Origin of the sequence: Lapillicoccus sp. (genome assembly GCF_025353065.1) — a bacterium.
Lineage (GTDB): Bacteria > Actinomycetota > Actinomycetes > Actinomycetales > Dermatophilaceae > Lapillicoccus.
The window spans coordinates 1-12,512 of record NZ_JANXRJ010000086.1; the positions used below are offsets into that span (position 1 = coordinate 1).

Annotated in this window: 13 protein-coding genes and 1 pseudogene; 11 read left to right on the forward strand and 3 right to left on the reverse strand. The window is 68.9% G+C overall.

Annotated elements, in window-relative coordinates; all coding sequences use genetic code 11:
• Positions 1-353 (forward strand): annotated as a pseudogene (locus Q0R63_RS07265) (ribonuclease BN); the annotation flags it as partial.
• 107 nt (positions 354-460) lie between these two features.
• Here Q0R63_RS07265 and Q0R63_RS07270 read toward each other — a convergent pair.
• Positions 461-817, reverse strand: a complete 357-nt coding sequence (locus Q0R63_RS07270; RefSeq protein WP_295695807.1) for a DUF1622 domain-containing protein — start codon at positions 815-817, stop codon at positions 461-463.
• A gap of 245 nt (positions 818-1,062) precedes the next feature.
• Here Q0R63_RS07270 and Q0R63_RS07275 point away from each other — a divergent pair, with 245 nt between their 5' ends.
• The 6 genes from Q0R63_RS07275 to Q0R63_RS07300 are packed head-to-tail and all read left to right on the forward strand — an operon-like array spanning position 1,063 to position 7,034.
• On the forward strand, positions 1,063-1,755 hold the full coding sequence (locus Q0R63_RS07275; RefSeq protein ID WP_295695809.1) for an HAD-IA family hydrolase: 693 nt from the start codon (positions 1,063-1,065) through the stop codon (positions 1,753-1,755).
• Complete coding sequence (locus Q0R63_RS07280; RefSeq protein WP_295695811.1) at positions 1,752-2,987, forward strand: sedoheptulose 7-phosphate cyclase; 1,236 nt, start codon at positions 1,752-1,754, stop codon at positions 2,985-2,987. Before Q0R63_RS07275 ends, Q0R63_RS07280 begins: the two co-directional genes overlap by 4 nt.
• Before the next feature lie 3 nt (positions 2,988-2,990).
• Positions 2,991-3,839, forward strand: coding sequence for a class I SAM-dependent methyltransferase (locus Q0R63_RS07285; RefSeq protein ID WP_295695813.1), 849 nt, complete (start codon positions 2,991-2,993; stop codon positions 3,837-3,839).
• A 46-nt stretch (positions 3,840-3,885) separates the two neighbouring features.
• Positions 3,886-4,683 (forward strand): TauD/TfdA family dioxygenase, encoded by a 798-nt coding sequence (locus Q0R63_RS07290; RefSeq protein WP_295695815.1) that lies wholly within the window; start codon positions 3,886-3,888, stop codon positions 4,681-4,683.
• Positions 4,680-6,008 (forward strand): hypothetical protein, encoded by a 1,329-nt coding sequence (locus Q0R63_RS07295; protein WP_295695818.1) that lies wholly within the window; start codon positions 4,680-4,682, stop codon positions 6,006-6,008. Before Q0R63_RS07290 ends, Q0R63_RS07295 begins: the two co-directional genes overlap by 4 nt.
• A gap of 3 nt (positions 6,009-6,011) precedes the next feature.
• A complete protein-coding gene (locus Q0R63_RS07300; protein ID WP_295695820.1) occupies positions 6,012-7,034 on the forward strand; it encodes a hypothetical protein in 1,023 nt (340 codons plus the stop codon).
• A gap of 60 nt (positions 7,035-7,094) precedes the next feature.
• On the opposite strand, the gene Q0R63_RS07305 is transcribed toward Q0R63_RS07300, so the two are convergent.
• Complete coding sequence (locus Q0R63_RS07305; RefSeq protein ID WP_295695822.1) at positions 7,095-7,331, reverse strand: BldC family transcriptional regulator; 237 nt, start codon at positions 7,329-7,331, stop codon at positions 7,095-7,097.
• 164 nt (positions 7,332-7,495) lie between these two features.
• Entirely contained in the window at positions 7,496-8,059 is a 564-nt protein-coding gene (locus Q0R63_RS07310; protein ID WP_295695832.1) for a type 1 glutamine amidotransferase domain-containing protein, read from the reverse strand.
• Between the two features lie 295 nt (positions 8,060-8,354).
• Here Q0R63_RS07310 and Q0R63_RS07315 point away from each other — a divergent pair, with 295 nt between their 5' ends.
• From Q0R63_RS07315 to Q0R63_RS07330, 4 genes are read left to right on the forward strand one after another with little or no spacing between them, the layout of a single operon-like run.
• On the forward strand, positions 8,355-9,500 hold the full coding sequence (locus Q0R63_RS07315) for an ABC transporter substrate-binding protein (RefSeq protein ID WP_295695825.1): 1,146 nt from the start codon (positions 8,355-8,357) through the stop codon (positions 9,498-9,500).
• Positions 9,493-10,488 (forward strand): ABC transporter permease subunit, encoded by a 996-nt coding sequence (locus Q0R63_RS07320; protein WP_295695827.1) that lies wholly within the window; start codon positions 9,493-9,495, stop codon positions 10,486-10,488. The genes Q0R63_RS07315 and Q0R63_RS07320 overlap by 8 nt, the downstream gene beginning before the upstream one ends.
• Complete coding sequence (locus Q0R63_RS07325) at positions 10,476-11,351, forward strand: ABC transporter permease subunit (RefSeq protein WP_295695828.1); 876 nt, start codon at positions 10,476-10,478, stop codon at positions 11,349-11,351. The genes Q0R63_RS07320 and Q0R63_RS07325 overlap by 13 nt, the downstream gene beginning before the upstream one ends.
• The gene (locus Q0R63_RS07330) at positions 11,351-12,481 is read left to right on the forward strand and encodes an ABC transporter ATP-binding protein (protein ID WP_295695830.1); all 1,131 of its coding nucleotides are present in this window, start codon (positions 11,351-11,353) and stop codon (positions 12,479-12,481) included. Before Q0R63_RS07325 ends, Q0R63_RS07330 begins: the two co-directional genes overlap by 1 nt.
• The last annotated feature ends 31 nt before the right edge of the window (positions 12,482-12,512 follow it).

Sequence of the window (12,512 nt, forward strand, 5' to 3'; positions counted from 1 at the left end):
TGGGCACGGCATACGTCCAACATGTGGTGAAGAACACCTCGGAGACCACCGGCGCATTCGCCTTCATCCTCGCCCTCATCGCCTGGCTCTACCTCGCGTCGGTCTCCCTCGTCATGGCGGTGGAGATCAACGTGGTGCTGTCCAAGAACCTCACGCCACGAGCCCTCCTGACCCCGTTCACCGACAACGTCGACCTCACCCACGGCGACCGGCGGACCTACGCCGACGCGGCGCGGGCCCAACGCACCAAGGGCTTCGAGACGGTCGAGGTCAGTTTCGCCCGGGACGGCCAGAACGCCTCGGCCCCGCCCGACGGGCACGGGAATCCACCCGACGACCACGTGAACGGGTGAACGGTCGTCCTTGTACGGCGGTGCGGGTGGTGGCTGCGAGGTCACGACGGAGCGTGACTGCGTCTAGGCCGCAGGTGGGGCGTCCCGGTGGTCAGGGATGTGCGACGTCAGGACGTCGGTGACGCTCCCTGTTGCTTCTGCCATGGCCAGCGGCCGGTGATCTCCAGCTCGAGCGAGAAGCTGAGGAACGTGCGGATGAGGACGATGACGGCCAGGACGAGAACGCTGCCGAGGGTCGGTGTGACGGCCACGGTGCGGATGATGTCGGCGGCAACGAGGAACTCCAGCCCCAGCAGGATGGAGCGACCGAGCTGCTGGCGGAATCTGCCGTAGGTGTCGGTCTCGCCTCCCCGAAGCCGGGTGACCGTGGCGAGGGCAGCACCCAGGGCCCCAGCGACCACGACCGCAACGCCCGCGGTGTCGATCACCTTGCCCACCAGCTCGACGACGTCCACGAAACCCATCGCGTCACGTTACCCGAAGCACGTCGGGAGAAAACCGATTCCGTGGCCCCTCCCCACCTCCGGCGAGAGGATGGGGAAGTCGACCCTCAGGTCAGATGCGCTTCGCGCTCGCGTCATGGACCTTTATGGGTAGACGTTCTCCGATCGACACGCGAGCCGTGTGACGGAGGGCGGTCGAGGACGTGAATGAGGCCGAACAACGTGCCCCCGCAGTAGCGCTCCGAAAACCGAAACGAGCAACGGGCATGGCTGCCATTCTTTTCGGCTCCATCAGCACGATCGCCGACACCTCCGAGCTGCAACGACAGGCGTTCAACGAGGCGTTCGACGCGCACGGCCTCGCATGGCACTGGGATCGTGACGACTATGTCGCCATGCTGGGAGAGAGCGGCGGCCAGAACCGGGTCGCGGCCTATGCCGCGTCGCGGGGGCAAGAGGTCGACGCGAGCGCCGTCCATCGGACGAAGTCCACGCTGTTCCAGAAGAAGCTCGCCGACACGCAGGTCCCGGCTCGGCCGGGCGTCGTCGACACGCTCCGGAGCGCGAAGAGCGACGGGGTCAAGGTCGCCCTCGTGACGACGACCTCGGCCGAGAACATCGCGGCACTCATCGGCGCGATGGGAGCGGATCTCGCGTCCGCCGACTTCGACCTGATCGTGGACGCCTCAGACGTGGACCGGTCGAAGCCGGACGCGGCGGCCTACGCCTTCGCGCTCGACCACCTCGAGGAGGAGGTCGGCGACTGCGTCGCCATCGAGGACAACGTGGACGGGGTCACCGCTGCAGTGGCGGCCGGGCTCGGCTGCGTCGCCTTTCCCAACGAAAACACCACAGGGCAGGACTTCACGGCGGCCCGCCGGGTCGTGAGCCTGCTGGACTTCGCGGAGCTGCGCGCGTCGCACACGCGTGCCCGCCACCAGAGCGGAGGAGCATCATGAGCACCCTTTCGGCTTCGGTCACAGTGACCGACAAGGCGTTCCACGTCGAGGCTTACGAGAAGATCGACTACAGCCTGGTCTACGTCGACGGCGCGTTCGCGATCGGGAACACCGAGATCGCCGACAGCTATCAGGTGTTCGGACGCTGCCTGATGGTCGTGGACGAGGTCGTCCACCAGCACCATCACGAGCAGATGACGGCCTACTTCGACGCCTACGGGATCGACCTGACGGTGCTCACGGTCCGGATCAAGGAGACCGACAAGACCCTGCGCACGCTCGAGACGATCGTCGACGCCTTCGGTGAGTTCGGCCTGCTGCGAAAGGAGCCGGTGCTCGTGGTCGGAGGTGGCCTGGTCACCGACGTCGCGGGTCTGGCCTGCGCCACCTACCGTCGCTCGTCCAACTACATCCGCGTCCCCACCACGTTGATCGGTCTCATCGACGCCAGCGTGTCCATCAAGGTGGCCGTCAACCACGGCAAGGCCAAGAACCGGCTCGGGGCCTACCACGCGTCCCAGAAGGTCATCCTGGACTTCTCCTTCCTCCGCACCCTGCCGACCGACCAGGTGCGCAACGGCATGGCGGAGCTGCTCAAGATCGCCGTCGTCGCCAACAACGGCATCTTCGGCCTGCTCGAGGAGCACGGGGAGGACCTGCTGCGAACCCGCTTCGGCCACCTCGACGGGACCGAGGACATCCGGGAGGTCGCGCACCGGGTGACCTATGACGCGATCGACACGATGCTGCGGCTCGAGGTGCCGAACCTTCAGGAGCTGGATCTGGATCGCGTCATCGCCTTCGGTCACACCTGGAGCCCGACGCTGGAGCTGACCCCCGAGACCCCGATGTTCCACGGCCACGCCATCTCCATCGACATGGCCCTGTCGACGACGATCGCCGCCGCGCGTGGCACCATCACCGTCGGCGACCGGGACCGCGTCATCCGACTCATGAGCCGCATCGGTCTGGCCATCGACAGCCCGTACCTCACGCCCGAGCTGGTGCGGAAGGCCACGGAGTCGATCCTCCAGACGAGGAACGGCCTGCTGAGGGCCGCCGTCCCGAGCCCCATCGGCAGCTGCGTCTTCCTGAACGACCTGACCACGAGCGAGCTGGACCGGATGGTCGAGCTGCACAAGGGCGTCTGTCGCGACTACCCCCGGGACGGCGCGGGCGAGGACATGTTCATGTCCTGGGAGTCGCGTGACGACGTCCTCCGGGCGGTCTAGTCCATGACCTCCGTTCTCGCTCCGGTGAACGCCGCCCGGCCCGTCACCCCCCTCGGGATCCTGGCTGCGGAGCTGGCCGAGCTGACCGAGGAGCTCGACGCGATGGGAGGCGTCGAGCTGGGTCTCCGGGTGCGGTTGCGCCGTGCCTGGGAGCTCGCCGACGGGCTGGACCCCTACCTCGACCTGTGCACCACGCCGGAGTCGCCGGCGCTGCGTGAGCTGGCGCGTCGGACCGCGGCCGAGGACTGGAGCCGGTATGCCGGCGAGACCCCGGTGGAGCAGGAGATGCTGTCCGGCCACGTCGAGGGTCAGACCCTGAAGCTCCTCGTGCACCTGACCCGGGCCCGCCGGGTGCTGGAGATCGGGATGTTCACGGGCTACTCGGCGCTGGCCATGGCGGAGGCCCTCCCGCACGACGGGCAGGTCGTGGCCTGCGAGCTCGATCCGGAGGTCGCGGCGTTCGCGGGGCGCTGCTTCGCGGAGTCCCCCGACGGTCACAAGATCCACGTCAGGGTCGGACCGGCGTCGGACACGCTCGATGCGCTGTGCGCCGCGCGTGACCGCTTCGACCTCGTCTTCATCGACGCCGACAAGGCGGGCTATCTCGGTTACCTCGAGGTGCTGCTGTCCGGCGACCTGCTGGACCGCCATGGCCTCATCTGCGTGGACAACACGCTGATGCAGGGTCAGCCCTACACCTCACGCGCGTCGACACCGAACGGTGCGGCGATCGCTGCCTTCAACGGCGCCGTGGCGGCCGATCCGCGTGTGGAGCAGGTGCTCCTTCCCTTGCGGGACGGGCTCTCGCTGATCCGCAGGGTGGACACGCCGGAGGAGACCCCCCATGACTGAGAACCGTTGCGACGCAACCTGTCCCATGTCCGGAACGAGGTAGACCATGGAGACCTCGACGTGGCGCCCGGTGGGCGCCGAGGTCACCGACCTGCAGATCGGCGACCTGACGTCCGACCAGATCCCGGCCCTCCGTGCCCTGCTCGCGGAGCACGGGGTGGTGGTCTTCCCGGGCCAGGACGTCGGCGACCCGGCGTTCCTGGCCTTCCTCCGACAGTTCGGGGATCTCGCCTTCGCCAAGGGTGAGGTCCCGGTCCCCGGTTTTCCCGACCTCAACGTCATCAGCAACGTCGGGCGGGCGGAACCGCCACGCAGCACGTTCCACGTCGACACCAGCTACCTGAGGCGACCTCCCGCGTATACGGCGCTCCGGGCCGTCACCATCCCGGCGCAGGGCGGGGAGACCCTCTTCACCAACCAGTACCGTGCCTTCGACACCCTGCCACCCGAGGTGGTGGACACGCTCAGCGGACGGCACATCACGCACGTCGTCACAGGGCTGGAGCTCGGCGACGACGACGAGACGTCCGCCGACCACCCCATCTTCCGACGCCACCCCATCTCCGGTCGCACCGCCCTCTACATGTCGACGCCCCAGCGGTGCTCGGCCATCAGCGGGATGGGGTCGACCGAGGCCGCCGAGATGGTCGCCTACCTGTTCGAGCACTCGACAGCCCCGGACAACGTCTACCGGCATGCCTGGTCCCCCGGTGACGTCGTGATGTGGGACAACGGCTGCGTCCTCCATCGAGGTGACCACTCGGATGTCGTCGGCGACCGGGTGATGCACCGCGGCATGGTGGCCGGGTACGGCGAGGGGCCCACGGCTCCGGATCTCCGGTGACGACGAGCGGCCCAGGGTCGCCGGACCCGGCCCTGAAGACGGTCGGCGCGCTGGTCCTCCTCCTCCTGGCCCTTCCCGGGAACCTGCTCCTCACGATCGTGGCCCTCGTCCGCGGGGTGTGGGTGAAACCGCGGCGCCGCCTCGCCGCAGACCCCCGAACCATCATGGTGAGCGGAGGGAAGATGACCAAGGCGCTCCAGCTGGCCCGGTCGTTCCACGAGTCCGGCCACCGGGTGATCCTCGTCGAGTCGACGAAGTACCGGTTGACCGGGCACCGGTTCTCCAACTCCGTCGCGCAGTTCCACACTGTCCCCGCACCGGACGCTGTGGGCTACCTCGAGGCGCTCAGGGACGTGGTCACGAGCGAGGGCGTCGACGTCTACGTCCCGGTCTGCAGCCCGGTGGCCAGCCAGTACGACGCCCTGTCGAAGCGCTTCCTGGCTGCCTACTGCGACGTCCTCACGGCTGATCCGGAGGTGGTGACGACGCTCGACGACAAGTACCAGTTCTCTGCTCTGGCAACGAAGCTGGGTCTGTCAGTGCCTGACTTCCACCTCATCACGTCGCCCCAGCAGGTGGTCGACTTCGACTTCCGGAGCAAGGCCGATACCTACATCCTCAAGAGCATCGCCTACGACCCGGTGCACCGGCTGGACCTGACTCAGCTGCCACTCCCGTCGCCGGCGGAGACGATGGCATTCGTCCAGGCGCTGCCGATCTCGGTCAGCAACCCCTGGATCATGCAGGCGTTCATCCCCGGCCAGGAGTACTGCACGCACAGCACCGTGCGGGAGGGGATCGTCCAGGCACACTGCTGCTGCACCTCTTCTCCCTTTCAGGTCAACTACGAGATGGTCCAGCAGCCCGAGATCACGGAGTGGGTCACGCGGTTCGTCAAGGCGCTCGACCTCACGGGGCAGGTCTCGTTCGACTTCATCCGGGCCGACGACGGGCGCGTCTACGCCATCGAGTGCAACCCGCGGACGCATTCGGCCATCACGATGTTCTACGACCACCCCGATCTCGCGGCCGCCTACCTCGAGTCCGGCCGGTCGAGGATCGAGCCCCTCGCAGCCAGCCGGCCGACCTACTGGCTCTACCACGAGCTGTGGCGACTGATGGCGGATCCGGCATCGTTCCCCGAGCGGCTCCGCACCGTGCTCCGGGGCAAGGAGGCCATCTTCGCCTGGTCGGACCCGTTGCCCTTCCTGATGGCCCACCACGTGCAGATGCCGTGGCTCCTCCTGCAGAACCTGAGGCACCGCAAGGCGTGGATCCGTATCGACTTCAACATCGGCAAGCTCGTCGAGGCAGCGGGGGACTGACCGATGGCCCTGCGCGTCCTGCACCTCGTCGGCTCCGCGGTCAACGACTTCTCCGCCGATCTCTCGCGGCTGTATGCCCGAGACTGCCTGGAGTCGATCCACGACCCAGGACGTTACGAGCCCTCGGTGGCCTACGTCTCTCCCGACGGCGGCTGGCGCTTCCCGACCGACCTGAGCGACGCGGCCATCGAGGCGGCGCCGGCCATGAGCGTCGGTGCTGCGATCGACCGGATCGGGGCCCTCTCGATCGACGTCATGGTGCCGCAGATGTTCTGCCTGCCGGGCATGACCCACTACCGAGGGTTGTTCGACGTCTTGCGAATCCCTTACGTGGGAAACACTCCTGACGTCATGGCCCTCACAGCCCACAAGGCGCGCGCCAAGGCGGTGGTGGCCGCGGCCGGCGTGCGGGTCCCTCGCGGTGAGGTACTCGGTCCCGGGATGCGCCCGTCGCTCGAGCCGCCTGTCGTCGTCAAGCCGGTGAACTCCGACAACTCGCTCGGGGTCGGGCTGGTGCGCGAGCCTGCCGAGCTCGACGCCGCCCTGGAGGCGGCGTGGACGCATTCCGACGAGGCCCTGGTCGAGTCGTTCGTCGAGCTGGGCCGGGAGGTGAGGTGCGGGATCGTCGTCAGGGGGGACGACCTCGTCTGCCTTCCGCTCGAGGAGTATGCCGTCGACCCCACCACCAAGCCCATCCGCGGCTTCGACGACAAGATCAGCAGGGATGGTGGTGGCGACCTCAATCTCGTGGCCAAGGACGTCAGCAGGGCCTGGATCGTTGATTCCGGCGACCCGCTCACCCAGGTCGTCTGGGACGCCGCGCGGGCCTGCCACCTCGCCCTGGGGTGCCGGGACTACAGCCTCTTCGACTTCCGGATCGACCCCGAGGGTCGAGCGTGGTTTCTCGAGGCCGGGCTCTACTGCTCCTTCGCCCGCCAGAGCGTGATCCCCATGATGGCCCGAGCCGCCGGGATCCCCCTGGACGAGCTGTTCCACACGGCACTGCTCCAGCGGATGGCCGCCTGAGCCGATCGCCTCGTTCTGATCGGGTCGGAGCCGAGAAAGGCGGGTGAGCGGCGAGCCCGCTCAGTCGTGCCGAGGCTCATTCACGGAGAGGGCGGTGTCGGTCGCCACCCTGCGCCCCGCATACAGGGCAGCCTCGACCTCGGACCTGAGGAACCGCCGGTGCCCACCGGGAGTTCGGACGCTGCGAAGCCTTCCCTTGGCGGCCCACCGACCCACCGTCTTGGGGTCGACGTGGAAGAGCTCGGCAACCTCGGCAGGCGTCAACAGGGGGGGGAACTGGGGTCCGGCTGGATGCATGCCGTCACTCCTCGATAGGTGAGTCCGCCGTCGGCCCGACGTCCAGGGGCTCGTACCCTCCTTTCCCCGACGTCATGCGTGCGATCCCGGAGTCCTTCCGATGAACTTCTCGCCCAGGTCGGCAGCCCGGTCCTGGGGCCCCGTCCGAGCGGTGACGGGGCGGCTCAGGCTCCGGCGAAAGCCGCGACCGCCGCAGAGCTGAACGCCGGCAGGTCGTCGGGGTTGCGGCTCGTGACCAGGGTGAACCCTTCGGCCGGGCAGGTGGAGGCCTCGACATCGCGCCAGGTGCCACCGGCATTGCGGATGTCGGTCCGCAGGCTCGGCCAGCTGGTCAGGGTCTTCCCCTGCAACACACCGGCTTCCACCAGCATCCAGGGCCCGTGACAGATCGCGGCGACCGGCTTGCCCGCAGCCACGAACTGCTTCACGAGGTCGACGGCCCCGTCGTCGAGACGCAGCGCGTCCGGGTTGGTGGTCCCCCCCGGCAGCACCAGCCCGTCGAAGTCTGCTGCGGAGACCTCGGAGACGGCGTGGTCGGCCTCGAAGGTGTCGGCCTTCTCGACATCGTTGGTGAACGCCTGCACGGTGTCCTTCTCCGGTGCCACGAGCACCGGGACGCCCCCGGCATCCTCGACCGCTTGCCACGGGGTGGTCAGCTCGACCTGCTCGACGCCAGAGTTGGCAACCAGGAAGGCGATCTTCTTGCCGGTCAGTGTGGTGCTCACGATGCTCCTCAGATCTTCGTTGTCGGCGACGGGCCGGTCACCCGTGGCGTGCCGCTCCCTCTTACCTGCCCGATCGTCGACCACCTCACACAGCGCTGGTCGGGTTAGTTCGCGCGTCCCTGTCCGGTAGCTGGTCGGGGCGCAATCGCGCATCCGCTGACGATCGCTCCCGTCCGGGCGCCCTTCACCCACAGTTCACCCCACGTCAACCCGACGCGGGTCTCCTTCTCAGCCGGGCGTTCCACCATCTATCCGCAGCCGAACCCGTACGGCTGTCCCGAGCAGATGGAGTCCCACCGTGAAAGACCACCACGCGATCCCCCTGGGGGGTCTCGTCCTCGTGGCTGCGATCAGCCTCACCGCCTGCGGCAGCAGCGCTGCCTCGACGGAGGGAGGCGGTGGTACGAGCGCCGCCACCGCGAGCTCGGCGTCCGCCGCGGGGGGCATGGACGCCCTCGTCGCCGCAGCCAAGAAGGAGGGCAAGCTCAACGTCATCGCCCTACCTCGCAACTGGGCGAACTACGGCGAGCTGATGGACGGCTTCCAGAAGAAGTACGGCATCACCATCACCGACGACAACCCGGACGGATCCTCCGCGGACGAGATCGCGGCCATGAAGAGCCTCAAGGGTCAGAGCCGGGCCCCGGACGTCGTGGACGTCGGCCAGGCGTTCGCGGTCAGCGGGACGAAGGAAGGCCTCTTCGCTCCCTACAAGGTGGCGACCTTCGACCAGATCCCGGCGTCCCTGAAGTCCGCCGGTGGCGAGTGGGTCAACGACTACGGCGGCTATGTCTCGATCGGCTGTGACGCTGCCAAGGTCAGCCCGTGCCCGACGTCGTTCGCGGCGCTGGACAACCCGGCATACAAGGGCAAGGTCGCCCTCAACGGTGACCCGCTCAAGGCCAACGCCGCGTTCCAGGCGGTCTGGGCGGTCGCCCTCGCGAAGGGCGGCTCCCTGGACAACATCGCTCCAGGGATCGACTTCTTCGGGGCGCTGGCCAAGAGCGGCGTCTACAAGCCGGTCCAGGCCAGTGCAGCCACGATCGAGAGTGGCGAGACCCCCATCGTGCTCGACTGGGACTACCTCAACGCGGCGAAGGCGTCGGGTCTCAACGCGAAGGGCGGGTCGTGGAAGGTCGTCGTCCCGGCCGACGGTCATCTCCCCGGCTACTACGTCCAGGCCATCAGCAAGACGGCGCCGCACCCCGCGGCCGCCCGCCTCTGGCAGGAGTACCTCTATTCGGTGGAGGGTCAGAACGGATTCCTCAAGGGCGGCGCCCGACCGGCCAACGAGCAAGCCATGACGGCCGCCGGCACCATCGACGCGACCCTCGCCGCGGCTCTGCCGAAGGTCACGGGGGACCCGGTCTTCCCCACCGACGCGCAGGGCGCCGCAGCCAAGGCGGTCCTCACCCAGAAGTGGCCGGCGACCGTCGGTGGCTGAGCCGTCCACGGCCCTGTCCCGGGCCGGCGTCCTCGCGGCGCCGGCCCGTGGCGGTGGCCGGGGAAGTGAGCCGACGCCGCAACGGTCACAGGGTGATTCGCCCCACCGGTCGGGCCGGGCTCACCGCCGCCCCACGCCCGCGACGTGGTGGGGGTTCGCGCCGTTCGTCGCGTTCCTCTCCGCCTTCTTCCTGCTGCCCTGTGCGCTCGTGCTGCTCACGGCATTCCAGCGTGCCGATCCGACCACCGGGGTCACGGCGTTCTCCCTGCAGAACTGGGTCGACTCGCTGACCGGGATCTATCGCACCGGGCTCCTGAACAGCCTGCAGCTCGCCCTCGTCACCGCTGTCGTCTCGGCGGTCGCCGGGCTGCTCATCGCGTGGCAGATCTGTGGCCTGCGCAGCACGTTCGTCCGGCAGGCGGTGTCGAGCTCGTCCGCCGTGCTCGCGAACTTCGGGGGGCTGCCGCTCGCGTTCCTGTTCGTCGCCGTCCTCGGCACCGCCGGGGTCCTCACGACAGCGTTGCACTCGTGGTTCGGCGTCAACCTGGACGACCTTCACTTCAGCCTCTACTCCCTCAAGGGGGTCGAGCTCGTCTACCTCTACTTCCTGATCCCGCTGATGGTGCTCGTCATCACCCCGGCGCTCGAGGGCATCCGTCCGCAGTGGCGTGAGGCGGCGGCCAGCCTGGGCGCGCGGCCCTGGCAGTACTGGCGGCTGGTCGTCGCCCCGGTGCTGGCGCCGAGCCTGCTCGGGTCGCTGCTGCTGCTCTTCTGCAGCTCCCTGTCGGCGTTCGCCACGGCATCCGCCCTCACCAACGGGACCCTGGCCATCACCCCGCTGCAGATCGACACAGCGGTCTCCGGCAACGTCCTCGTGGGTCAGGACAACCTCGCAGCAGCGTTGGCGCTCAACATGATCCTCATCGTCGTGCCTCTCACCCTCGCCTATCAGGCCCTCCAGCGACGGACCTCACGATGGCTACGGTGACCCAGCGCGGCCCCGCTGTCGCGACGGTCTGGCGGGTGCTCGTCCTCGGCCTGGCCGCGGTCTACTTCGCCGGTCCGGCGCTCGCCTCGTTCTATTTCTCGATCCACAACAGCGCCACCGGCGTGGACTTCCACGCCTACACCGCCTTCTTCTCGGCGCCGGGCTTCCAGCCGGCCTTCCAGCAGTCGCTGCTGTTGGGTGTCGGGACCGTCGTGCTGACGACGATCCTCATGGTGCCGACGATGCTGCTCGCCCACCTGAGGTATCCCGGCGCCAAGCGGTGGCTGGAGGCCGCGTGCCTGCTGCCTCTCGTCGTGCCGCCGGTGGCCCTCGTCGTCGGGGTGCGGGACCTCATCACGATGTCGAGCAGCGACGCCCTCGCGCAGAGCCCGCTGCCGTCGGTCATGAACGCGTTGCAGGGCAACCCCCCTGTCCTGCTGGCGCTGGTCTACACGGTGCTGGCGCTCCCGTTCACCTACCGGGCCCTGGATGCCGGTCTCACCGGTTCCGCCGTCCCCACCCTCGTGGAGGCCGCACGCAACCTCGGGGCCGGCTGGGGTCGGACCCTGTGGCTCGTCGTCGTGCCGGCCCTGCGGACGGCCATCCTCAACGCCGCCCTGCTCGCGTTCGCGCTGGTGCTCGGCGAGTTCACCATTGCCAAGATCCTCAGCTTCGGGACGTTCCCCGTCTGGCTGAGCCAGTTCGGCAGCACCGACGGCCAGCTCCAGGTCGGCCTCTCCCTGCTCAGCCTCGTCACGATCTGGGTCCTCCTGCTGCTCATCGCCGCCGCTGCCGGACCGCGGAGTGCACGGCGGTTCGGGCGTCCGCGCCGGGCCACCCCCTCATCCCCCAAGGAGTCCTGATGACGGTCACGGGCAGCACGGCCAGGATCTCCGACCCTGACACGTCCCGAGGGTCGGCGGTCGAGTTCGTCGACGTCGTCCGCGACTTCGGCTCCACCCGGGCTCTCGACGGCCTCTCGCTCTCGGTCGGCGCGGGCGAGCTGGTCGCGCTGCTGGGCCCCTCCGGGTGCGGCAAGACCACCGCGCTCCGGATCCTCGCCGGGTTCGAGAAGGTGGATGCGGGATCGGTGCTCGTCGGCGGTCGCGACGTCGTCACGACGGCGGTGCACCGGCGCGAGATGGGCATGGTCTTCCAGGGCTACAGCCTCTTCCCGACGATGTCGGCGACGGACAACGTCGCCTTCGGGCTCCGGATCCGCGGCAAGGGCGGCCGGGACCGGCGCCGAGCCGCGGCAGAGCTGCTCGACCTCGTCGGGCTCGCGGCGCACGCCGACAAGTTCCCCCACCAGCTGTCCGGCGGCCAGCAGCAACGGGTGGCGTTGGCCCGCGCCCTCGCGGTGCAGCCCCGGGTGCTGCTCCTCGACGAGCCGCTCTCGGCGCTCGACGCGAAGGTGCGGGTGCAGCTGCGAGAGGAGATCCGGCGGATCCAGCTCGAGCTCGGGGTGACGACGATCTTCGTCACCCACGACCAGGAGGAGGCCCTGTCGATGGCCGACCGCATCGCCGTGATGCGGGATGGTGTCGTCGAGCAGTGCGCCCCGCCCGACGAGCTCTACCAGCGACCGACGACCCCTTTCGTGGCCGAGTTCGTCGGCACCATGAACCACCTGCCCGGCCTCGTTCGTGACGGCCGCGCAGCGCTTTTCGGCCAGGTCGTCGGCATCGACGGGACGGCGCCCCCCGAGGGCAGTGTCATCGAGGCCCTGGTCCGGCCGGAGGCCGTCCACCTCGAACCCCTGCCCGAGGAGAACTCGTCGGCGACGGCATACGGGAGCATGCCGGGCCAGCGCGCCACGGTCGTGGCCGCCAGCTTCTTCGGGTCCGTCACCCGCGTCCGCCTGCTCACGGATCAGGGCGTCGAAGTGCTCGCCGACGTGGCCTCCCACGACGCCTCGGCGTTCCCGACGGGGCGGGGTGTCCAGGTCAGCGTGATGGACCGGCCGGTGCTGGTGCGCACTTCGCACGGCTGAGGCGCGCACCCGCCGTGCTGGCGGGTGCGCG